Genomic DNA, 23,697 nt, shown 5'->3' on the forward strand with positions numbered 1-23,697 from the left:
ACGGGGATTATAAAGGCGTCGGCTGCGCGACGGGCGCTTTTGTTGGGGGAACGCCGCGCCAACGGTGGCAGGGAGTAAGCCCTCTCCCCGTTGGGCGCGTATCAGCCTTCAGATTCGGCCGAGCATTTCCTTGGCCTCGCCGCGCTGGGTCTCGTTGCCCTCGGTCAGCACTTCGGAAAGGATGTCCTTGGCGCCATCGGCGTCGCCCATGTCGATATAAGCCTGGGCCAGGTCCAGCTTGGTGGCGACTTCATCGGAGCCCGACAGGAAATCGAACTCGGGCTCGTCGTCACCGAGCGCCGCATCTTCAGCCGTGAAGGACGGCTCGATGGAAGGATGCTCCAGGCTCTGGGACAGACGGTCCAACTCGGCGTTGACGTCGTCCAGTTCCGAAGCGAAGGCATCGGGCTTGGCCGTCGAGTCGGGCTCGTCCGCCAGGGAGAGGTCGAAATCTTCCGGCAAGTCGAAGTCGTCCAGTGCCGCCGGGGTCAAGGTCGGCGGCTCGGCGGCCGGTACGTCCTTCATCTGTTCTTCGAGACCGGACAGGAAGTCGTCATCGGACTGCGCGGACGCCGGCGCATCCAATTGCAGATCCAGGTCAAAATCCGACAGGTCATCTGCGCTGGCGTTGGCGGCCGTCTGCTGCTCAAGAAGCGCCTCGAATGACTGATCACCCTTGACCTCTGCCGGCGATGCCGCCTCCAGGTCGTCCAGGCTCAGGTCAAAATCGGTATCCAGAGGCTCTGGCTGCGGCGCAGCCGGCTTGTCTTCCAGCAGGTCCTTGACGTACTGGGCGTCCAGGGCGGCGGCGGCCACTGCGGCACTCACGCCCGCCGCCAACACCGCCATGGCCGGGAAACGGCCCTTGAGCTGCTCGACCTGGGCGTGGTTTTCACCCGTGGCCACCAGCTGACGCTCCTGGCTGACAAAACCGTTCTTGTCATTCTGCAGGCCGTAGACTTCCATCAGCTTCAAACGCAGGTCGCTGCGCTTGGGCTCCTGCTTGATCGCTTGCTCAAGCACATCCGCCGCCTGGTTCAGGTGGCCCCGGTCGATATGGGACTGGGCTTGGGAGAGCGCGTCGCTGGAAGTCGGGGCGACGGCAGCCGCCAGCGGTGCCAGCACGGAGGCGACGGTGGGCACTGCAGGCTCAGCCACGGGAACGGGTGCAGGCGCGGGGGCCCGCGTGACGCTCGGCGGCGGCACTTCCAGGCCTTCGAAACTGTCGGGTGGCAGGTCGCGATCGATATTCGACGTGAATTCCGGCTCTTCAGCCAGCGCGCGCGCCATGCGCAGGTGCTTTTCTTCTTCAAGACGGGCGTTGCGATGGCGCACCCACAGCAACAGGAGCAACAGCGCCAGAATCACGGCCGCGCCACCGAGCACACCGAGCACCACAGGATTGGTCAGCAGCTCATTGAATTTGCCTTCGGTGGTTGCAGGCGCGGCAACCGGTTTGGCCGGCTCGGGAGCAGGTGTCGCTACCGGAGCTGCCGGGGCCGGGGCTGGCGCCGGTTCATCAGCCAACTGCGCAGGCGCTGCTGCCGCTGCCGCGGGCACAGCCGCATCACCCTTCTCGGCCTGCAGACGGGCCAACTGATCATTCTTCAGTTGAATCAGCTTTTGCAGCTTGTCCAACTGGCTTTGCAGATCTGCCGCACGGCTTTTGAGCTCTTCATTGTCCCGACGGGTGGTGTCCAACTGTTCTTGGGTCATCGCCAGCTTGTCGTTCAACGCGCGGCTATCACCGGCCTTGCCTGCTGCACCTTTTTTAGCAGACTCGGCCGACACCAGGCTCAAGTTGTCCTTGGCGCCGGTGCTCGACGGGGCATTGCCAGTCTCGGTGCGCTTGGTAGCATCCAGCTGGGCCTTACCCGCCACTTGCTGGGCGGCAGTGCGGCGGCCCTGACGCCAGGCGGCGTTCTGCGCCGTCACTTCGGCGATCGCTTGCGGCTGCCCGAGCGCGGTGCTTTGCACGGTGTCTGGCAGGCGCAGGACCTGGCCGGTTTTCAGGCGGTTGATGTTGCCATCGATAAACGCATTCGGGTTGAGCGCCTGAATGGCCAGCATCGTTTGCTGCACAGAGCCACCATTGCGGTTTTTCTCGGCAATTTCCCACAAAGTATCGCGAGCAGTGGTGGTATGTTGCGCTGGCTTGCTGACGGCGGTCGCGGTACCGGCCGGCGCACTCAAGCGCGGCGCTGGCGCACTGGCAGCCGGTGTGGACTGGTCGAATTTGGCGGGATCGAGCAGCACGCTGTAGTCACGCATGAGTCGGCCGTTCGGCCACTGCACCTGCAACAGGAAGCGCACATAGGAATCGGGCAACGGTTTGCTGGAGGTGACACGCACCACGCTGCGGCCGTTGGGATTGACCACCGGCGTGAAGGTGAGGTCGTCGAGAAAGGCCTGGCGATCGACACCGGCATCGACGAATGCCTGGGACGAGGCCAGGCTCGGGGTGATCTCGGACGCCGTAAGGCCGCCGACGTCGAGCAATTCGATTTCCACCGACAGCGGCTGGTTCAACTTCGACTTGAGGGTCATCTCCCCGAGTTGCAGCGCCTGCGCCATACCGGAGGACAGCGCCGAGGCGGCCGCTATTGCTAACACCAGTTTGCGAACTTGAACCATAGCCTCATCCTTTGTCTGAACACTCCCCGGCTTTCGAGAAGGTTGGTAACCGCTGCCATAAGGCATGGCGAGCCGATAGGTCACCGACGCGCTTGTGTTCCGCTTTTGGCCAAGCATAGCGCTTGGTGAGAATCAATCTACAAATTGGCGCCAAGTATCTTTTACGCAAGGTCTTTTATCAACAACCGCGCCAGCTGCACGGCATTGAGCGCAGCGCCTTTGCGTACGTTATCTGACGTCAGCCACACATTTAGTTCCGCCGGGTCGTCCACACCTGCGCGCACTCGCCCTACATAAACAACGTCCTGCCCCACCGCATCGCCTACGGCCGTTGGGTAGTCGCCCGCCTCGACCAGCTCGATACCCGGCGCCGCATCGAGTACACGGTTCACCTCAACCAAATCGGCCGGCGCCCCTAACTGCAGCGACACAGTCAGGCTATCGCCAAAAAACACCGGGGCTTGAACGCAGGTTGCGGAAATCTTCAGCAACGGAGTTTCCAGCACGGCCCGCAGTTCATGTACGAGACGTTTCTCCAGGGCTGTGTGACCTTGGGCGTCTGGCGTGCCGACTTGTGCCAGCAGGTTGAAGGCCACCTGCCGATCAAAGAAGGTCGGCTCCAACGGACGTACATTCAACAGCTCGGCCGTCTGGCGGGCCAATTCGCTGACGGCTTCGCGGCCCAGGGCCGACACGGCCAGGTTGGCGGTGACGCTCACGCGCTGGATATCCAACAAACCGCGCAACGGCGCCAGCAGCACCGCCAGGTTGGTGGCGGACGGGCTCGGGCTGGCGATTTGAAAGGGTTTTTTCAAGCCCTTGAGCACATGGGCGTTGGCTTCCGGCACCACGGGCGGCGCCTGTTCGGCAGGTAATGCGCCAGACAAGTCGATCACCGAGCAACCGGCGGCGATGGCACGTGGGGCGAAGCTCAGGGTCACCGCCGGGCCAGCCGCGAAAAAGGCCAACTGCGCCTTGCTGAAGTCGAATTCATCGACTTCCTTGACCCGCACGTTCTTGCCCCGGAACGGTACCGATGCACCGGCGGAGTTGTTGCCAGCCAGCAAATACAGGGTGCCTACCGGGAAGTCCAGCTCTTCGAGAATCTGCACCAGGGTTTCGCCAACGGTACCGGTGGCGCCGATCACGGCGATTTCAAAGGTCTGGGTCATGGGGCTGCCTCGGGCATTGCGGGGGGAGCGGCACTTTACCGGGTGGTTGGGGGTGAGGCAATTAGCCTGGGGGGTTGTGGTGCTGCTGAGGGCCCTATCGGGGGCAAGCCCCCTCTCACACTTGAATGTGTTCACAGGTCAAAATGTGGGAGGGGGCTTGCCCCCGATAGCGTCCGAAAGAACAATAAAAAACCCCGCGCCTGTCACCAGAACGCGGGGCTCTTCAAAGCCTGCAAGCGATCAACGCTCCAGCAGAATCCGCAGCATGCGACGCAACGGCTCAGCCGCGCCCCACAACAGCTGGTCGCCCACGGTGAACGCACCGAGGAACTGGCTGCCCATGTTCAGCTTGCGCAGGCGGCCCACCGGTACATTCAGGGTGCCGGTAACCTTGGTTGGGCTCAGCTCCTGCATGCTGATCTCACGGTTGTTCGGCACCAGCTTGACCCAGGGGTTGTGCTGGCTGATCAGCCCTTCGATATCGGCAATCGGCACGTCTTTGTTCAGCTTGATGGTCAACGCCTGGCTATGGCAGCGCATGGCGCCAATGCGTACGCAGATGCCGTCCACCGGGATCGGGTTCTTGAAGCGCCCGAGGATCTTGTTGGTCTCGGCCTGGGCCTTCCACTCTTCGCGGCTCTGGCCGTTCGGCAGTTCCTTATCGATCCACGGGATCAGGCTACCGGCCAACGGCACGCCGAAGTTTTCGGTCGGATAGGCGTCGCTGCGCATGGCTTCGGCCACGCGGCGGTCGATATCGAGGATCGCACTGGCTGGGTCGGCCAGTTGATCGGCCACCGCTGCGTGGGTTGCGCCCATCTGCTTGATCAGCTCTCGCATGTTCTGTGCACCGGCGCCGGAGGCCGCCTGGTAGGTCATGGCGCTCATCCACTCGACCAGGCCGGCTTCGAACAAGCCACCCAGGCCCATCAGCATCAGGCTGACGGTGCAATTGCCGCCGACGTAGTTCCGGGTGCCGGCATCCAGTTGCTGGTCGATGACCTTGCGGTTGACCGGGTCGAGGATGATCACCGCATCGTCCTGCATGCGCAGGCTCGACGCGGCGTCGATCCAGTAGCCCTGCCAGCCGGCTTCGCGCAGCTTGGGGAAGACTTCGCTGGTGTAGTCGCCGCCCTGGCACGTCAGGATCACATCGAGGGTCTTCAGCTCTTCAATGCTATAGGCGTCTTTGAGCGGGGCAATGTCCTTGCCCACGGACGGCCCTTGGCCACCTACGTTCGAAGTGGTGAAAAACACCGGCTCGATAAGATCGAAATCCTGCTCTTCCAGCATCCGCTGCATGAGCACGGAACCGACCATACCGCGCCAACCGATCAGACCTACACGTTTCATCGCAACTACACCTTGTTAAAAAGTGGGCCGCCTTGCAGCGATAACTGCAAGCGGGCCCGAGAGATTACAGATTCCGCAGCGCGGCGACTACAGCGTCGCCCATTTCTTGCGTGCCGACCTTGGTGCAACCCTGCGACCAGATGTCGCCGGTGCGCAAACCCTGGTCCAGCACCAGACTCACGGCCTTCTCGATCGCGTCGGCCGCGTCAACCAGGTTGAAGCTGTAACGCAGCATCATCGACACCGACAAAATGGTCGCCAGCGGGTTGGCAATACCTTGGCCGGCAATGTCCGGCGCCGAGCCGTGGCAAGGCTCATACATGCCTTTGTTGTTGGTATCCAGGGACGCCGACGGCAGCATGCCGATGGAGCCGGTGAGCATCGAGGCCTGGTCGGACAGGATGTCGCCGAACAGGTTGTCGGTGACGATCACATCGAACTGCTTCGGCGCACGCACCAGTTGCATGGCGGCGTTGTCGACGTACATGTGGCTCAGTTCGACGTCCGGGTAGTCCTTGGCGACTTCTTCAACGATTTCCCGCCACAGTTGGCTGGAGGCCAATACGTTGGCCTTGTCCACCGAGCAGACCTTCTTACCGCGCACGCGGGCCATGTCGAAACCGACACGGGCGATACGGCGGATTTCGCTCTCGCTGTACGGCAGGGTGTCGTAGGCCTGGCGCTCGCCATTTTCCAACTCACGCACACCGCGAGGCGAGCCGAAATAGATACCGCCAGTCAGCTCACGCACGATCAGGATGTCCAGGCCCGCCACCACTTCCGGCTTGAGGCTCGACGCCTCGGCCAACTGCGGGTAGAGAATCGCCGGACGCAGGTTGCCGAACAGGCCCAGTTGCGCGCGGATTTTCAACAGGCCGCGCTCAGGGCGGATATCACGCTCGATCTTGTCCCACTTCGGCCCGCCCACGGCGCCCAGCAGCACGGCGTCGGCGGCGCGGGCGCGTTCCAGGGTCTCGTCGGCCAGGGGCACGCCGTGCTTATCGATGGCTGCGCCGCCGATTACGTCGTGGCTCAGCTCGAAGCCCAGGCTGTACTTGCTGTTGGCGAGCTCCAGGACCTTGACCGCTTCGGCCATGATTTCCGGACCGATACCGTCGCCAGGGAGAATCAGAATCTGCTTGCTCATGGGTTCCTCATTTCATCGAGCGACCTGCCCTTGGGCAGGTCGGAAAAAATCAATCAGCGTTCGGCCCACGCCACCAGCACGTCGGTGCTGAAGGTGCCGTCGGCTTGAATTTCGTAATAATCGCGCACTTCCTGGCCCATCGCCTGTTGCAACTCCAGGATCGCCGCGCGCAAGGCCGGCGGGGTGCGCATGCGCTCGACCCACGAGGTGTATTCCAGGCGCAGGCGTTGGCGGCTGCTGTTGCGTACATGCAAACCGGCTTCGCTGAGCTGGCGCATCCACTCGGCGGCAGAATAATCGCGCACATGGCTGGTGTCGCGCAGCACTTCAACGGTTTGCAGGTAAGTGTCCAGCAACGGGCTGCCCGGTGACAACACATCCACGAACGCCGCCACGCCACCGGGTTTGAGCACCCGACGCACTTCGCGCAGGGCCAGGCCGAGGTCGCTCCAATGGTGGGCGGAGTAGCGGCTGAACACGAAGTCGAATTCGCCATCGGCAAACGGCAGGCGTTCAGCCGCGCCGTTGACGGTGCTGATATTGGCCAAACCGCGATCTTGCGCAGCGGCGGCGACCACATCAAGCATCTGCTGAGACAGGTCATAGGCCACCACTTCCTTGACCAGCGGGGCAACCTGGAAGCTCACATGCCCGGCACCGCAGCCCAAGTCCAGCAGTCGCGCCGCGCCCTGCCCGACCAGTTCGGCCTGGAGCAGTGCGAATTCGGTGCCCTGGGCGTGCACGGCACTGCTCAGGTAGGCCGAGGCTTGCTCGCCGAATTGTTTTTGCACGACTTGGGTGTGGGCAGTGCTGGTCATGGGGGCTTTCCTTGGGTTTTGTGGTGTTAACACTGGCCTCATCGGGGGCAAGCCCCCTGCCACATTTGAAATGCGTACACCTGTGAGAGGGGGCTTGCCCCAGATGGCGGCGGTCCTGCCTGCATCAATCGCGAAACAACCAGGGCTGGCTCGCCCGGTGCCTGGTTTCAAACGCTGCAATCGCGTCGCCGTCCTGCAAAGTCAGGCCGATATCGTCCAGGCCATTGATCAGGCAGTGCTTGCGAAAGGCATCCACCTCGAAGTGGTACACCTTGCCGTCCGGACGGGTCACGGTCTGCGCGGCCAGGTCCACGGTCAGTTGGTAGCCCACATTGGCTTCCACTTGCTGAAACAGCTCATCCACTTCGGCGTCGCTCAAGATGATCGGCAGCAAGCCGTTCTTGAAGCTGTTGTTGAAGAAGATGTCGGCGTAGCTCGGCGCGATGATGCTGCGAAAGCCATATTCTTCCAGGGCCCACGGCGCGTGTTCACGGCTGGAGCCGCAACCGAAGTTTTCCCGGGCCAGCAACACGCTGGCGCCCTGGTAACGCTCGGCGTTGAGCACGAAATCCTTGTTCAGCGGGCGCTTGGAGTTGTCCTGGTAGGCATAGCCCACGTCCAGGTAGCGCCATTCGTCGAACAGGTTGGGGCCAAACCCGGTGCGCTGGATCGACTTCAAGAACTGCTTGGGGATGATCTGGTCGGTGTCCACGTTGGCACGGTCCAACGGCGCTACCAGACCGGTATGCTGGGTAAAAGCTCTCATCGGGTTTTCCTTTAGATCAATTCGCGAACGTCGATGAAACGACCGTTGACGGCAGCGGCGGCAGCCATGGCCGGGCTGACCAGGTGGGTACGGCCACCGGCGCCCTGACGCCCTTCGAAGTTACGGTTGGAGGTCGATGCGCAATGCTCGCCGGATTCCAACCGGTCCGGGTTCATCGCCAGGCACATGGAGCAGCCCGGCTCACGCCACTCGAAACCGGCTTCGAGGAAGATCTTGTCCAGGCCTTCGGCTTCGGCCTGGGCTTTGACCAACCCCGAACCTGGCACCACGATTGCCTGCTTGATGGTCGAGGCCACCTTGCGGCCCTTGGCGATCACGGCGGCGGCGCGCAGGTCTTCGATCCGCGAGTTGGTGCAGGAGCCGATGAACACGCGATCCAGCTGGATGTCGGTAATCGCCTGGTTGGCCTTCAGGCCCATGTACTTGAGGGCGCGCTCGATGGAGCCGCGCTTGACCAGGTCGGTTTCCTGGGCCGGGTCCGGCACGTTCTGGTCGACGGCCAGCACCATTTCCGGTGATGTGCCCCAGCTGACTTGCGGTTTGATCTGGGTCGCGTCGAGCTCGACCACGGTGTCGAACACCGCATCGGCGTCGGACACAAGGTCTTTCCAGGCGTGCACCGCTGCGTCCCAATCGGCGCCTTTGGGCGCGAATGGGCGACCCTTGACGTATTCGATGGTTTTTTCGTCCGCTGCCACCATGCCCACGCGGGCACCGGCTTCGATGGACATGTTACAGATGGTCATGCGGCCTTCGATGGACAGGTCGCGAATGGCGCTGCCGGCGAACTCGATGGCATGCCCGTTACCGCCGGCGGTGCCGATCTTGCCGATCACCGCCAGCACGATGTCCTTGGCCGTCACGCCGAACGGCAACTGGCCTTCGACGCGTACCAGCATGTTCTTCATCTTTTTGGCGACCAGGCACTGGGTAGCGAACACATGTTCCACCTCGGATGTGCCGATGCCATGGGCCAAGGCACCAAAGGCACCGTGGGTCGACGTGTGCGAGTCACCGCACACCACCGTCATACCCGGCAAGGTCGCGCCCTGCTCCGGGCCGATCACGTGGACGATGCCTTGACGCACGTCATTCATCTTGAATTCGGTGATGCCATATTCGTCGCAATAGTCGTCGAGGGTCTGCACCTGCAAGCGCGACACGGTGTCGACAATGGCGTCGATCCCGCCCTTGCGCTCCGGGGTGGTCGGCACGTTGTGGTCCGGGGTGGCGATAATGGAGTCGACGCGCCATGGCTTGCGCCCGGCCAGCCGCAGGCCTTCGAACGCTTGGGGCGAGGTCACTTCATGGATGATGTGACGGTCGATGTAGATCAGCGACGACCCATCATCGCGCCGTTTCACTTCATGGGAATCCCAAAGCTTGTCGTAAAGCGTTTTGCCGGCCATCAGTCGGTCCTCATCAGCGGTGTTTCTTTGCGCCGGGCTTTTCTATAACCCTTTGGCTTGTGAGGCTGATGGTATGGCGCTAGATTAAATAACTCAAATTCATATTTTTCATGCTTTGGATTACCAACTGGAATACCACCATGGACCTGGCCAACCTCAACGCCTTTATCGCCATCGCCGAGACCGGCAGCTTCTCCGGCGCCGGTGAGCGCCTGCACCTGACCCAACCGGCCATCAGCAAACGCATCGCCGGCCTGGAGCAACAATTGAAGGTGCGCCTGTTCGATCGCCTCGGCCGTGAAGTGGGCTTGACCGAAGCCGGGCGGGCTTTGCTGCCGCGTGCTTATCAGATCCTGAACGTGCTGGACGACACCCGTCGCGCCCTGACCAACCTCACCGGAGAAGTCAGCGGGCGCCTCACCCTGGCGACCAGCCACCATATCGGCCTGCATCGCCTGCCGCCGGTCCTGCGTACCTTCACTCGGCAGTACCCGAACGTCGCGCTGGATATTCAATTCCTCGATTCAGAAGTGGCCTACGAAGAAATCCTCCACGGTCGCGCCGAAGTGGCAGTGATCACCCTGGCGCCCGAGCCGCATAACCTGGTGCGCGCGACGCCGGTATGGGACGACCCGCTGGATTTCGTGGTGGCCCCCGAACACAGCCTGATCAGCAACGGCTCCGTCAGCCTGGCCGATATCGCCGGGCACCCTGCGGTGTTTCCCGGAGGGAACACCTTTACCCACCATATTGTCAGCCGTCTATTCGAGGCCCAGGGGCTGACGCCGAACATCGCCATGAGCACCAACTACCTGGAGACGATCAAAATGATGGTGTCCATCGGCCTGGCCTGGAGCGTGTTGCCACGCACCATGCTCGACGCCCAGGTGGCAAGTATTGCTTTGCCGGGCATACAGCTCAGTCGCCAGCTAGGCTATATCGTGCACACCGAAAGGACGCTGTCGAACGCTGCGCGGGCTTTCATGAGCCTATTGGATGCACAGGTCGATCTGCCAGGGATACCGGCATGACATTGTGCGGCCTCGGGTTTCAGGTAAACCGCGCTGTCTTCCATCGAGCCAAGGCCCTTTGAATAATGCCCAACCCCGTTGATTCCGTGCCACCGCTGCCCCGCATCTACGCCCTGGACCCTCAAGAGGCGGAACAACGCTGGGACAGCGCCCCGCAATTGCTGTCGGCACTCAATGCCGCGCGGCTGGGCGCATGGTGCTGGGAAATCGACACGGGCAAAATCAGCTGGTCGCGAGGCACTCAGGCATTGTTTGGCTACGACCCGCGCCAGCCGCTGCCCAACGACCTCAATTACCTCGACCTGCTGGCACCGGAAGACCGTGCCCGCGTGGTACGGGCGTTTCATGCGGTGCTGGCCGGCGAACCGGTCGAACAGGCCATGCATCACCGCATCCAGTGGCCCGATGGCAGCCTGCACTGGCTGGAAATCAATGGCAGCCTGGTGCCGGACAAAAACGGCAGGCGTCGGATGATCGGGGTGATCCGCGAGATCACTCACCAGCGCGAGCGGGAACAGGCGCTCAGCCACTCTGAAAAGCGCTTCGCCACGCTCTTCCACCTGTGCCCGAACATGGTGCTGCTGACGCGTCAGGCCGACGGCCTGATCAGCGAGGCCAACCAGCATTTCGAGATGCTGTTCGGCTGGCCGGTAGCTCAAGCCATCGGCCGCACCACTCTGGAGCTGGGCCTGTGGCGTGACCCGGAGCAGCGCGCGCACCTGGTCAAGGCCACCCAGCGCAAAGGCGAATCCATCACCATGGAAGTGCAGTTCTGCGCCAGCAACGGCCAGATCCACGATGGCACGCTCAGCGCGCAAAAGGTCGAACTGGAGGGCGAGGCCTATCTGATCAGCACCTTCCTCGACACCACCGAGCGCAAAAACGCCGAGCAAGCGCTGAAAGACAGTCAGGAACGCCTGGATCTGGCGCTGGACTCGGCGCAGCTGGGCACCTGGGACTGGCACATTCCCACCGGCATGCTCTACGGCTCGGCCCGCGCCGCCCAACTCCACGGCCTGCCGTGCGAACCCTTCCACGAGTCCTTCGATGCGTTTTTTGAAGGCATGTCCGATGCGGACCGCGAGGGCATGCGCCATGCCTACCGCAACCTGCGTGAAGGCCCGGGTGACAATTACCAGCTGACCTATCGCGTGCCGGTCGAGGACGGCAGCTCGCGCTATCTGGAAAGCCGCGCACGCCTGTATCGCGATGAATCCGGCAAGCCCCTGCGCATGGCGGGTACCTTGCTCGATATCACCGATCAGGTGGAGCGCGAACAACGCCTGAGTGCTTCCGAGGAGAAATTCGCCAGCCTGTTCCAGGCCAGCCCCGATCCAATCTGCGTCACCTGCCTGGACAGCGGCGCGTTTATCGAGATCAACCCGGCATTCACCCAGACCTTTGGCTGGACCGCCGCGGAAGTGTTCGACAAAAGCGCCGAGCAGATCGGCTTGTGGGATGAGTCGAGCAAGCGCCTGCAACGCATCGAGCGGGTGATTCGCGAGCAGTCATTGAGCAATGTGGCCATCGTGGTGCATGCCAAGAACGGCCAGAGCCTGACCTGCGTGATTTCCAGCCGCCTGGTCAAGGTCAATGAGCAGCCGTGCATCGTCACCACCCTGCGCGACATCACCCAGCAGCAACGCTCGGAGGCGGCGCTCAAGGCCAGTGAGGAGAAATTCGCCAAGGCCTTCCATTCCAGCCCCGATGCCATTTCGATCACCGAGCGCGACACGGGTCGATATGTGGAGGTCAATGACGGGTTTTGCCGCCTGACCGGCTATCGCGCCGAAGAAGCCATCGGCCTCACCCTGTACCAGATTGGCATCTGGGCCGATGAAAACCAGCGTACCGCGCTGTTGGCCGAGCTGCAGATCAAGGGACGTATCCATCATCTGGAAATGCTATGGCACAACAAACTGGGCGACGTGCTGGCGGTGGAGGTGTCGGTCGAACCGATCACCTTGAATGAAACGCCGTGCCTGCTACTGACCGCGCGTGACGTGAGCCTGTTGAAAAATGCCCAGGCCCAGATCCGCCACCTGGCTTATCACGACCCGCTGACCAACCTGCCCAACCGTGCGCTGCTGATGGACCGCCTGAGCCAGCAGATCGCCCTGCTCAAGCGCCACAACCTGCGCGGCGCCTTGCTGTTTCTCGACCTCGACCACTTCAAGCATATCAACGACTCCCTCGGCCACCCGGTGGGCGACACCGTACTGAAAATCGTCACCGCACGCCTGGAAGCCAGCGTGCGCATGGAAGATACCGTGGCGCGCCTGGGCGGTGATGAGTTCGTGGTGCTGCTCAGCGGCCTGGAGGGCTCACGCACGCAAGTCAGCGGCCAGGTGCAGGAACTGGCCGATACCCTGCGCGAATTGCTCTCTGAGCCGATGTTCCTCGACGGCCACCGCCTGCAAGTAACGCCAAGCATCGGCGTGGCGTTGATCCCCGACCATGGCACCACGCCCGCCGATTTGCTCAAGCGCGCCGACATCGCCCTGTACCGCGCCAAGGATTCCGGGCGCAACACCATTCAGATGTTCCACAACAGCATGCAGAAAACCGCCAGCGAGCGCCTGCGCATGGAAACCGACCTGCGCCTGGCCTTGTCCCGCGGGGAGTTCAGTGTGCATTACCAGCCCCAGGTGGATGCGCGCGGCAACAAGATTGTCGGCGCCGAGGCTCTGGTGCGCTGGCAGCATCCCCAACTGGGTGCGCAATCGCCGGCCGAATTTATCAAGGTGCTGGAGGACAGCGGCTTGATCCTGGAGGTCGGCACCTGGATCCTCGACGAAGCGTGCAGCGCATTTGCGCAGTTGATTGCCGACGGCCTGGTTGACCCGCTGAATTTCAGCCTGTGCGTGAATATCAGCCCCCGGCAGTTTCGCCAGAACGACTTCGTGGAACGGGTCGAGCGCAGCCTCACGCAGCACCAACTGCCCTACAGCTTGCTGAAGCTGGAAATCACTGAAGGCATCGTGATCCAGAACCTGGACGATACGGTGTTGAAAATGCGTCGCCTGAAAAAACTCGGCATAAGCTTTGCGATGGATGACTTTGGTACGGGCTACTCATCCCTGACTTACCTCAAGCGCCTGCCGGTGGACGCGTTGAAAATCGACCAGTCGTTCGTGCGCGACGCGACGCACGATCCCAATGACGCTGAAATCATCCGCGCCATTGTCGCCATGGCCCGCAGCTTGAATCTGGAGGTGATTGCCGAAGGCGTGGAAACTGCCGAGCAACTGGCGTTCCTGCAAAAGCTCGGCTGCCATTTGTACCAGGGGTATTTGCATAGTCGGCCATTGCCGATAGAGGGGTTCAGGCAGTTACTGAAATAGATGTTGTTTGAAACACAGCATTGAAACTAATGCAGCCTGGGTTATCCCTGCCCAGGTGCATCACGGTCACATCAGTGCGACGGCATGACCATGCGTCGGGACTCGTCCCTGTTTCCCCCATAACTCCTCGCGGCCGTTGATGACGGCCACAGAATGCCCGGTCCGGTTGCACATGCCTATCTGCCCTTGGGCGAGCTCACGTACCGACACTCTTTTCATGTGGCCTTTCAACCCAAGGCGCAGAAAGCCTTCTCCCGGACCGCTCTCATCCTCTCCATCGTTCAGACTACGGATCGCGGCCTGAAAACTGCGACCGGCCGTACGATCGTTGTTTTCCATCTGCGCACGCTTGGCGCTGACGGCGAACAGGAACTGAGCATCCTTCAGCATGCCTGTGTCAGGCCCGCTGAACTTGGCGCCCCGGGCGCCGTCCGCCAGCTCGCGGTCGGTCAATGTGAGCCGAAAGCCATCACGCATAAGCACCTGATAACCGTCGTTCGTCTTGGTCACCTCCTTGAAAATATCCGTGGGGCTTTGACCGAATCGATACATCGCAGCCTTGATAGCCGACACTGTTACACAATTACCGTCCGGGCCCTGGCGGAAGCCACTCCAGATATTGTCCGGCTTCGCACCGCCGCGCTTGTTCGACAAACCCGGAATGTTCGCTGCGGCATCAGGCCTGGGTAATACCGGTTGAGGTGTTACCTGCGGAATAATAAGCGGGGGCAAAGGATTAGTGTTAGGAACATGCTTGTCTTTTTTATCAGCCACGAGAGCGAGCAGCTGAGTAAAGAGGGAATTAAATAAAGCCACAATTGCATTGACCAATGGCAAGTCAATCCCGACATTTGGCAAACTTTGCGATCTATCACCATATGCCATGACAGGCATTGTCCTGACCGACTCGCGACCGACATTGGGTCTGATCGCAGTTTCATTACTTGCAGTGAGTGCATCGATTGGCAGGGACGGCCTTACATCAATGACCCGCGCAATATTATTAATTGGAAAGAGTGACATAGAGTTCTCCACACAGGCATCTCCTCGAAATGAACTTTCGAAAAGATGCCTGCACTTATAAAAGATTGAAACGCGACAGCTATCGTTAGAACCTGGAACTTAGCCGATGATTAAAGCGTCCATGCCTGCCAGCGTCGACGGGACCTGGACTGGTCAGATCCGGGGCGGGAGTGTCGGGCAAAGGCGTCGGTTTTGTATCCGGCAACACCTGGGGTTGAGGCTTGATATCCATCGGCACGTTCGGCCTCGGGATATTGCCCGGAAGCACCGCTGGCTGGGGCTGGACGTCTGGCAGTATGGGTGGCTGAGGCCGCGTATCCGTGGAAACCCTCGGTGTCGGCAGTCGGTCCGGCGACACCTTTCCATCCGGGCAGTGACAATGATTAAGGACCACATTCACCTGAACGTTTGTCTTGGGGTCATTGTTCACGCTTATCTCGGGCTTGGGCACCGTTGGCGGAAATGGCGAGGGGCGCGGCTTATTCCCGTCGGGCACGATGACCGAAACATCAGCAGGTTGCGGCAGCACTCGCACCGTGGCGGCGTCCGGCTTGACCAGCTCCTTGCGGGCATCCGGTAGCACCGGCAACTTGCCTGCGTCCGGCTTGACCAACTCCTTGGGGGCATCCGGCAGCACCGGCAACTTGCCTGCGTCCGGCTTGACCAACTCCTTGGAGGCATCCGGCAGCACCGGCAACTTGCCTGCATCCGGCTTGACCAGCTCCTTGCGGGCATCCGGCAGCACCGGCAACTTGCCTGCATCCGGCTTGACGAGCTCCTTGCGAGTGTCCGGCGCAACCGGTTGTTTGTCCGGATCGGGCTTAATCGCAGTCTTGCCTGAAAATATGTCGCGCATGGTCCTGAAGATGCCTTCCAGCATATCGAACAGTTGCCGCAAAGCAGTCTCGGGGGTCAGCGCCGTATTGCGCAAACCTTGAGTATCGTCAAGACGCAATGACGTCTGAAGCACCGTTGTACCAGGGGTCTGAGCGTTCGGCTTTACAATAAGCTTATTGTTCGAAACTGCTGGCTGATCAAGGCCAGATGTATCGCCCCTTACCACAGGCGGAGTGTGAATCGACATAGACATTCGCGAGTTCCTTTATTCCATACAACCTGACCGGTTAATGGCCAGAGGGGGTGATAGTTTTAAGACTGAATAACCACAGCGCTGTTTCGCAGTCCCCCCATTCGTGGGAAGTTAGGCTATCGAGTTCCGAAATTCGCAGTTCATATAAGGAAACCAAAGCGCATTATCAGACTTTGCCTCATGGACAATTTCCGCCAAGCCTTGATTCATGGCTTATTTGAGGTTCAAGTGTGGTCACACGCGCTAATACTCGGTAGGCAAGTCACTCATCGATAACATTTCGTGCATCTACTCGTTGGTGGTTTGTGTTAACTCGCCGACAAAAAAAGGCGCCTGCAGTGGCGCCTTCTTTAGATGGATATAAGCAGTGGTCGTTGACTGGCGTCAGGCAGCCAGTGGATGAGGCATCCCCAACAGGCGACTGACCTGCTCCAGGTCGGTCTCGCGGCGCATCGCCGTAAACAGCTGCACCGCTTCGGGGTAATTGCGCGTCAGCATCGCCAGCCATTGCTTCAAGCGGCCGGGCGCCTGGCGCTCAGTCAATTGCGCCACCGATTGGGTCCAGAACTCCTGGAGCATCGGCTGCATTTCGGCCCAGGTCATTTCCACCACCTCTTGCCCTGCGCGCGCCGCCGCGATCTGCCGCGCCAGGTCAGGGCGCGCCACCAGGCCACGGCCCAGCATGATGTCTTCGGCGCCGCTGACTTCGCGGCAACGTTTCCAATCTTCGACGCTCCAGATGTCACCATTGGCAAACACCGGCACCTTGACCACTTCCTGCACCCGCGGGATCCACTCCCAATGGGCTGGCGGCTTGTAGCCATCGGTTTTAGTACGCGCATGCACCACGATATGCGCGGCGCCGCCTTCGGCCAGCGCCGTGGCGCAGACCAGCGCGCCATCCGGGCTGTCGAAGCCCAGGCGCATTTTAGCGGTGACCGGAATATGGGCCGGCACCGCACGGCGCACATGCTCGACGATCCGGTTGAGCAGCTCCGGCTCCTTGAGCAGTACGGCACCGCCTCGGGACTTGTTGACGGTCTTGGCCGGGCAGCCGAAATTGAGGTCGATCACCTGCGACCCCAACTCGCAGGCCAGGGCGGCGTTTTCCGCCAGGCATACCGGGTCAGACCCCAGCAACTGCACGCGCAACGGCACGCCCGCCGCAGTCTGGGCGCCGTGCAGCAGTTCCGGGGCGAGCTTGTGGAAATAGGCAGGGGTGAGCAGGCGGTCGTTGACGCGGATGAATTCGGTCACGCACCAGTCGATACCGCCCACGCGGGTCAGCACGTCCCGCAGGATGTTGTCGACCAACCCCTCCATGGGCGCCAAAGCAATTTGCATGGAAAACACTCAACAAAAATCGTGACGCAGTCTACTGGGTTTCCCCCAACAACCGTTAACCCCCTGTCAGCGCAGGTCCGTAGCCTTCGATAAACTCGACAGGCATGCGTTTGGGCCTGCCGCTGGACAGCTCGATGCACACAAAGGTGGTTTGCGCACGCAACAAGGTGGCGCCGTCACGCGGGCGTACCAGCTGGAAACGCCGCGTCATCTTCAGGCGCTGGTCCCAATCGACGATCCACGTGGCCAGTTGCAGTTCATCGCCTTCGTAGCCGGCCGCCAGGTAGTCGATCTCATGACGCACCACGGCCATGGCGCGGTCCAGGCGCCGATACTCGGTGAGGTCCAGCCCCAGGCGCTGGGAATGGCGCCAGGCGCAACGCTCCAGCCAGGACACGTACACCGCGTTATTGGCGTGCCCCAGTCCGTCGATGTCCTCAGGGGCGACCTGCAGATCGATGATAAACGGCGTTGCCAAATCCCAGCCCATGCCTTGCTCCAGTCGATTGATGTCGGCGGGCGCAGTGTATCAGGCGGTTTGGCGCGCCTGTACATGGCAGCTCGCCAACAGGGCAAGTACGCCTTCGATCACGCGCGGGTCGGCCAGGACCTTCTGATGCCCGCCCTGCTCCAGGCGCAGCAGGCGGCTGTCGAACCAGGCCTCGTGAATGGCTTGAGAGGCTTTGACCGGGACGAACGTATCGTCTTCGGCGTGCACGATCAGGCCGGGAAGGTTCATGTGGTAATGGGCGACATCCAAGTGCTTGAGCGGCATGCCGAAAGACAGCTCCACCGCGTGGATAAACGCCGAACGTGCGCGCGGCGGCAACCCCACCATGCGCGTGAAACCGCGCAGCGCATCGAGGAACCGCGATGGTGCAGCGATGCTCACCAACGCCTGCGTGCGCAGCCCCAGTTGCACCGCCAGCATCGCGCTCGCCCCGCCCATCGAGTGGCCGACCACCGCATGCAGCGCAGGCAACTCAGCCGCCGCCTCGAGCATGGCACGGGCGAACAACAGCACGTTTGCTTCGCGCCCCGGCGAATGCCCATGGGCCGGGCCGTCCAGCGCAATCACCGAATAGCCGTTCTCTACCAATGCCGTAATCAGGCTGGCGAACTGGGTAGGCCGCCCTTCCCAACCGTGCATCAGCAACACCGCCGGCCCCTGCCCCCAACGCAGGGCCGACAGGCCGAAACGCAAGGTGACGCGCTCCGCTTGCGCCAGCAACGGCAGCTCCCACGCGCGCGGCGGCAGCTCGCGGGGCGTCATGAAGGTGCGACGCATCCTGTTGGCCGCTATTTGCGGTGCAAGTCGGCCGACAGTGCCGTTGAAGCCACGAACCCAGGTCAAGTCGCCCATGCGGTGAACCCTCTTCAGCGTACCGCCGACTTGGCGGCGCGCAGCACACGATCGGATAGCTCGCCGGGGCCGAGGGCCCGCGCCAGTGTCAGGCCGCCGATCATCAGCGCCATGTCGGCCAGCGCCTTGTCGGTGTCTTCCGGGCTGGCCGCCAGTTGGGCCGCCATCAGCTCGCAGTGTTCGCTCAAGGCCTGGCGGAATTCGTCCGGCAAACGACCCATCTCGCCGACGGTCGCCGGCAGCGGACACGCCTGGGCCGTGGAGTCGCGATGTTTGCGCGACAAGTAAAACGCCGCCACCAGGCTGCGGCGCTCTTCGCCGGCCAGTGTAGAGTCGATGTCTTCGATCGCCGCGCGGCGCTTGGCCAGTAGTTGAGTGAACGCCTCCAGCATCAGTGCGTCCTTGCTTTCAAAGTGCGCGTAAAAACCACCGACCGTCAGCCCCGCCGCCCCCATGACTTCGCCGACGCTCGGCTCAGCCGGGCCACGCTGGACCAAGGCCGCGCTGGCAGCCTGCAATATGCGTTCGCGAGTTTGCGCTTTTTTGTCGCTCATCAAAGCCTCCGTCTGTCATGGGTTGAATATTATTACCATAATAATATTGCGCAAGCGAGAAGCGTAACCGCTGGTCAGAACGCAAAAAGGAAGTAAGGAGAGAGTTGGCCAAACGCCAGACAAACAAAAGGGCCATTCAATAATTGAATGACCCTTAAAAATCCCGCAAAGCGGGTAATCGTGGCGTCCCCTAGGGGACTCGAACCCCTGTTACCGCCGTGAAAGGGCGGTGTCCTAGGCCACTAGACGAAGGGGACACAAACCTTCTGTACAGTGATCGGTGTTTGGGCCGATCGATTCAAGGACGGTGTGGCCGGAACCTTGAACCTGTAAATTGGTGGAGCTAAACGGGATCGAACCGTTGACCTCTTGCATGCCATGCAAGCGCTCTCCCAGCTGAGCTATAGCCCCGATTTTTCGCCTGGCGGCGCAGCAGACCTTTCGAACTGCTTGTTGAAACTGGCGTCCCCTAGGGGACTCGAACCCCTGTTACCGCCGTGAAAGGGCGGTGTCCTAGGCCACTAGACGAAGGGGACAAAACCTTCTGTACAACTGATCGGCGCTGAGTGCCGATCGATTCAAAGACGGTGTGGCCAGACCTTGAACCTGTAAATTGGTGGAGCTAAACGGGATCGAACCGTTGACCTCTTGCATGCCATGCAAGCGCTCTCCCAGCTGAGCTATAGCCCCTCATCGGTGAGGACGGGGCGAATCTTAATGGCGGTTTCGAAACGTGTCAAATTTATTTTCAACAATTTTCAAAATTTTTTGCCGGGATAACAATCACTTACCGACGAAACCCCGGAAAACCGGGGTTTCGTCCCTGCAGCCGCCCGCTTAAGCGATAGCGCCCAGCAGTTTTTCCCACTCTTTGTTTTCTTTCTTCGAAACACCACCAAGCAAATCAAGGGCTTGGCGCAGACGGAAACGCGTGAGGTCCGGGCCGAGGATTTCCATCGCGTCGAGCACCGACACCGAACTGGCCTGCCCGGTAATCGCGGCAAACATCAACGGCATGGCATCGCGCAATTTCAGTTCCAAGGACTCGACCACTGCCTGGATCGTCGCGGTGATCGCATCCTTCTCCCACTGGCGCAGGCTTTCGAGCTTCCACAGGATCAGTTGCATCAACTGGCGCACCTGGTCGCCCGAGAGCTTTTTCGATTCGAACAGCTTGACGTCCGGGTTCACACCACCGGCGAAGAAGAAGCTGGCCAACGGCGCAACCTGGCTGAACGTTTCCACCCTGCCCTGCACCAGCGGCGCGATCTTCATCATGTACTCGGGGTTGAGCGCCCATTGCTGCACACGGCTGGCGAACTCTTGCACCGGCAGGTCACGCAGCCACTGGCCGTTGAGCCACGACAGCTTCTCGATATCGAAAATCGGCCCGCCCAGGGAGACGCGGGACAGGTCGAAGTGATCGACCATTTCCTGCAGCGAGAACTTCTCGCGCTCGTCGGGCATGGACCAGCCCATGCGGCCCAGGTAATTGAGCATCGCCTCGGGCATGAAGCCCATGCGCTCATAGAAGGTCACCGACGTCGGGTTCTTGCGCTTGGACAGCTTGCTCTTGTCCGGGTTACGCAGCAGCGGCATGTAGCACAACTGCGGCTGTTCCCAGCCGAAGTATTCGTAAAGCAGGATCAGCTTGGGCGCCGACGGCAGCCATTCTTCGCCGCGCAGCACGTGGGTGATGCCCATCAGGTGATCGTCGACCACATTGGCCAGGAAGTAGGTCGGCAGGCCGTCGGTCTTCATCAGCACCTGCATGTCCATGCGATCCCACGGGATTTCGACGTCACCGCGCAGCATGTCCGGCACCACGCATACGCCTTCGCTCGGCACTTTCATGCGGATCACATGGGGCTCGCCGGCGGCCAGGCGCGCGGCCACTTCTTCTTTCGATAGCAGCAATGCACGGCCGTCGTAGCGCGGCGTCTCGCCACGGGCCTGTTGCTCGGCACGCATCTGGTCGAGTTCTTCGGCGGTGCAGAAACAGGGGAACGCATGGCCCATGTCCACCAACTGCTGGGTGTACTTTTTATAGATGTCGCTGCGCTCGCTCTGGCGATACGGGCCGTGAGGGCCGCCGACGTCCGGGCCTTCGGCCCAGGTGATACCCAGCCAGCGCAGCGCATCGAAAATCTGCTGCTCGGACTCACGGGTGGAGCGCAGTTGATCGGTGTCTTCGATCCGCAGGATGAATTCACCGCCGTGCTGCTTGGCAAAGCAGTAGTTGAACAAGGCGATGTAAGCAGTGCCGACGTGGGGATCCCCAGTAGGCGATGGCGCAATGCGCGTGCGGACGGTGGTCATGGCAGGTCTCGAATGGGCGATATAACTGAAAATTGAAACAAGGGGCGAATGGTAACAGCCTGGGTGATTTCTGGAAAACCGAGGGGCAGCTATCGGGGGCAAGTCGAATCGTCGCACCGCCCCTCCCACACTTTTGATTTGTGAACGCAGTCAAATGTGGGAGGGGGCTTGCCCCCGATGAGGCCGGCACAGTCACCGCCAATCAAACAGCCAGCAACCGCTCCCGCAACTTGCCAATCTCATCCCGCGTCTGCGCCGCGGCCTCGAACTCAAGATCGCGCGCCAACTGGTACATCTTCTCTTCCAACTGGCGAATCCGCTTGGTGATCTCACTCGGCGAGCGCAGTTCGTTCTCGTACTTGGCGCTTTCTTCGGCGGCCTTGGCCATGCCCTTGCGCTTCTTGCTGCGCGAGCCGGGCACGGTGGCGCCTTCCATGATGTCGGCGACATCCTTGAACACGCCTTTGGGCGTGATGCCATGCTCCAGGTTGAACGCGATCTGCTTCTCACGCCGGCGATCGGTCTCGCCAATCGCCCGCTCCATCGACCCGGTGATGCGGTCCGCATACAGGATCGCCCGACCGTTGAGGTTACGCGCCGCACGGCCGATGGTCTGGATCAACGAGCGTTCGGAGCGCAGGAAGCCTTCCTTGTCCGCGTCCAGGATCGCCACCAGCGACACCTCCGGCATGTCCAGGCCTTCGCGCAGCAGGTTGATGCCCACCAGCACATCAAAGGTACCCAGGCGCAGGTCGCGAATGATTTCCACACGCTCCACGGTGTCGATGTCCGAGTGCAGGTAGCGCACGCGCACGCCGTGGTCGGCCAGGTAATCGGTCAAGTCTTCGGACATGCGCTTGGTCAACGTGGTGACCAGCACGCGCTCTTCCAGGGCCACGCGTTTGTTGATTTCCGACAGCAGGTCGTCAACCTGGGTCAGCGCCGGGCGGATTTCAATTTGCGGGTCCACCAGGCCAGTCGGGCGCACCAACTGCTCGATCACCCGGCCGGCATGCTCGGCCTCATAGTTGCCGGGCGTGGCGGACACAAAGATGGTCTGCGGGCTGATGGCTTCCCATTCGTCAAAGCGCATCGGCCGGTTATCCAGCGCCGACGGCAGGCGGAAACCGTATTCCACCAGGGTTTCCTTGCGGGAGCGGTCGCCCTTATACATCGCGCCCACTTGCGGCACGCTGACGTGGGACTCGTCGATCACCAGCAAGGCGTCCGGCGGCAGGTAATCATAGAGGGTCGGCGGCGGCGCACCGGACTCGCGGCCCGACAGGTAGCGCGAGTAGTTTTCGATGCCGTTGCAGTAGCCCAGCTCCAGGATCATCTCCAGGTCGAAGCGAGTGCGCTGCTCCAGGCGCTGGGCCTCCACCAACTTGTTGTTGGCGCGCAGGTATTCCAGGCGCTCGGCCAACTCGACCTTGATGCCCTCGATGGCGCCCATCAGGGTTTCACGCGGGGTCACGTAGTGGCTTTTCGGGTAGAAGGTGAAGCGCGGCAGTTTGCGGATCACTTCGCCGGTCAACGGGTCGAAGGCCGACAGGCTTTCGACTTCGTCGTCGAACAGCTCGATACGGATCGCTTCCAGGTCGGATTCTGCCGGGTAGATATCGATCACATCGCCGCGCACGCGGAATGTGGCGCGGGCAAAGTCCATGTCGTTGCGGGTGTACTGCAGGCTCGTCAGGCGCCGCAGCAGTTCGCGCTGGTCGAGTTTGTCGCCACGGTCGACGTGCAGCACCATTTTCAAATAGGTTTCCGGGCTGCCCAGGCCGTAAATGCACGACACCGTGGTGACGATGATCGCGTCCTTGCGTTCCAGCAGGGCCTTGGTCGCCGACAGCCGCATTTGCTCGATATGGTCGTTGATCGACGCATCCTTCTCGATAAACGTATCGGAGGACGGCACATACGCTTCCGGCTGATAGTAGTCGTAGTAGGAAACGAAATATTCGACCGCGTTGTTCGGGAAGAACGCCTTGAACTCACCATACAACTGTGCGGCCAGGGTCTTGTTCGGTGCCAGCACCAGGGTCGGGCGCTGCACCTGCGCGATCACATTGGCGATGCTGAAGGTCTTGCCTGAACCGGTCACCCCGAGCAACGTCTGATGCGCCAGGCCGGCCTCGATACCTTCGACCATCTGGCGAATGGCTTCCGGCTGATCGCCGGCGGGTTCAAAACGGGTGACGAGCTGGAAATCCGACATAACGTACCTCGTGTGGTCACCCCAGACTCAACACCGCCAGGGACGAAATAGCTCAGCAACCCACGAATAGTCATCGCAGGCTGCAGGAAAA

The 23,697-nt window shown here is 61.3% G+C and carries 17 protein-coding genes and 4 tRNA genes; 2 read left to right on the forward strand and 19 right to left on the reverse strand.

Translation table 11 applies throughout. The features are described from left to right. Positions 1-108 precede the first annotated feature (108 nt). The 7 genes from C4J89_RS17375 to leuC form a co-directional block, all read right to left on the reverse strand. Complete coding sequence (locus C4J89_RS17375; protein ID WP_124415135.1) at positions 109-2,634, reverse strand: FimV/HubP family polar landmark protein; 2,526 nt, start codon at positions 2,632-2,634, stop codon at positions 109-111. 161 nt (positions 2,635-2,795) lie between these two features. Then, the gene (locus C4J89_RS17380; RefSeq protein WP_124404722.1) at positions 2,796-3,806 is read right to left on the reverse strand and encodes an aspartate-semialdehyde dehydrogenase; all 1,011 of its coding nucleotides are present in this window, start codon (positions 3,804-3,806) and stop codon (positions 2,796-2,798) included. Positions 3,807-4,046: 240 nt separating this feature from the next. Then, complete coding sequence (gene asd, locus C4J89_RS17385) at positions 4,047-5,159, reverse strand: aspartate-semialdehyde dehydrogenase (RefSeq protein ID WP_124363600.1); 1,113 nt, start codon at positions 5,157-5,159, stop codon at positions 4,047-4,049. 64 nt (positions 5,160-5,223) lie between these two features. After that, the gene (leuB, locus tag C4J89_RS17390; protein ID WP_124415136.1) at positions 5,224-6,306 is read right to left on the reverse strand and encodes a 3-isopropylmalate dehydrogenase; all 1,083 of its coding nucleotides are present in this window, start codon (positions 6,304-6,306) and stop codon (positions 5,224-5,226) included. Between the two features lie 53 nt (positions 6,307-6,359). Further along, a complete protein-coding gene (locus C4J89_RS17395; RefSeq protein WP_124415137.1) occupies positions 6,360-7,124 on the reverse strand; it encodes a class I SAM-dependent methyltransferase in 765 nt (254 codons plus the stop codon). A gap of 124 nt (positions 7,125-7,248) precedes the next feature. Then, complete coding sequence (leuD, locus tag C4J89_RS17400) at positions 7,249-7,890, reverse strand: 3-isopropylmalate dehydratase small subunit (RefSeq protein ID WP_124415138.1); 642 nt, start codon at positions 7,888-7,890, stop codon at positions 7,249-7,251. A gap of 11 nt (positions 7,891-7,901) precedes the next feature. After that, positions 7,902-9,320 (reverse strand): 3-isopropylmalate dehydratase large subunit, encoded by a 1,419-nt coding sequence (leuC, locus tag C4J89_RS17405; protein WP_124363604.1) that lies wholly within the window; start codon positions 9,318-9,320, stop codon positions 7,902-7,904. Positions 9,321-9,460: 140 nt separating this feature from the next. On the opposite strand from leuC, the gene C4J89_RS17410 reads away from it, so the two are divergent. Together C4J89_RS17410 and C4J89_RS17415 are read left to right on the forward strand one after the other, a co-directional pair. After that, positions 9,461-10,351: a LysR family transcriptional regulator gene (locus C4J89_RS17410; RefSeq protein WP_124363605.1), complete on the forward strand. Its 891-nt coding sequence runs from the start codon at positions 9,461-9,463 to the stop codon at positions 10,349-10,351. Positions 10,352-10,416: 65 nt separating this feature from the next. After that, positions 10,417-13,695, forward strand: a complete 3,279-nt coding sequence (locus C4J89_RS17415; RefSeq protein ID WP_124415139.1) for an EAL domain-containing protein — start codon at positions 10,417-10,419, stop codon at positions 13,693-13,695. A 66-nt stretch (positions 13,696-13,761) separates the two neighbouring features. On the opposite strand, the gene C4J89_RS26955 is transcribed toward C4J89_RS17415, so the two are convergent. The 12 genes from C4J89_RS26955 to uvrB form a co-directional block, all read right to left on the reverse strand. Next, positions 13,762-14,718: a hypothetical protein gene (locus C4J89_RS26955; protein WP_256681750.1), complete on the reverse strand. Its 957-nt coding sequence runs from the start codon at positions 14,716-14,718 to the stop codon at positions 13,762-13,764. Between the two features lie 85 nt (positions 14,719-14,803). Beyond that, positions 14,804-15,808 carry a hypothetical protein gene (locus tag C4J89_RS17425; protein WP_124415140.1) on the reverse strand — a complete coding sequence of 335 codons (1,005 nt, stop codon included), beginning with the start codon at positions 15,806-15,808 and terminating at the stop codon, positions 14,804-14,806. Between the two features lie 384 nt (positions 15,809-16,192). Next, complete coding sequence (locus tag C4J89_RS17430; RefSeq protein ID WP_124415141.1) at positions 16,193-17,152, reverse strand: tRNA-dihydrouridine synthase; 960 nt, start codon at positions 17,150-17,152, stop codon at positions 16,193-16,195. 55 nt (positions 17,153-17,207) lie between these two features. Then, a complete protein-coding gene (locus C4J89_RS17435) occupies positions 17,208-17,642 on the reverse strand; it encodes a thioesterase family protein (RefSeq protein ID WP_124363609.1) in 435 nt (144 codons plus the stop codon). A 39-nt stretch (positions 17,643-17,681) separates the two neighbouring features. Beyond that, positions 17,682-18,515: an alpha/beta hydrolase gene (locus tag C4J89_RS17440; RefSeq protein ID WP_124415142.1), complete on the reverse strand. Its 834-nt coding sequence runs from the start codon at positions 18,513-18,515 to the stop codon at positions 17,682-17,684. 14 nt (positions 18,516-18,529) lie between these two features. Next, positions 18,530-19,069, reverse strand: a complete 540-nt coding sequence (locus C4J89_RS17445) for a TetR/AcrR family transcriptional regulator (RefSeq protein WP_124363611.1) — start codon at positions 19,067-19,069, stop codon at positions 18,530-18,532. Between the two features lie 181 nt (positions 19,070-19,250). Next, a tRNA-Glu gene (locus C4J89_RS17450) sits at positions 19,251-19,326 on the reverse strand. A 78-nt stretch (positions 19,327-19,404) separates the two neighbouring features. Beyond that, positions 19,405-19,480: transfer RNA gene (locus tag C4J89_RS17455), tRNA-Ala, on the reverse strand. Positions 19,481-19,529: 49 nt separating this feature from the next. Beyond that, positions 19,530-19,605, reverse strand: a tRNA-Glu gene (locus C4J89_RS17460). A gap of 78 nt (positions 19,606-19,683) precedes the next feature. Beyond that, a tRNA-Ala gene (locus C4J89_RS17465) sits at positions 19,684-19,759 on the reverse strand. 147 nt (positions 19,760-19,906) lie between these two features. Further along, positions 19,907-21,388 carry a glutamate--tRNA ligase gene (gene gltX / locus C4J89_RS17470; RefSeq protein ID WP_124415143.1) on the reverse strand — a complete coding sequence of 494 codons (1,482 nt, stop codon included), beginning with the start codon at positions 21,386-21,388 and terminating at the stop codon, positions 19,907-19,909. A 202-nt stretch (positions 21,389-21,590) separates the two neighbouring features. Next, positions 21,591-23,606, reverse strand: a complete 2,016-nt coding sequence (gene uvrB / locus C4J89_RS17475) for an excinuclease ABC subunit UvrB (protein WP_124371268.1) — start codon at positions 23,604-23,606, stop codon at positions 21,591-21,593. Between the last annotated feature and the right edge of the window lie 91 nt (positions 23,607-23,697).

The sequence above is a fragment of the Pseudomonas sp. R4-35-07 genome, from assembly GCF_003852235.1.
Classification (GTDB): domain Bacteria; phylum Pseudomonadota; class Gammaproteobacteria; order Pseudomonadales; family Pseudomonadaceae; genus Aquipseudomonas.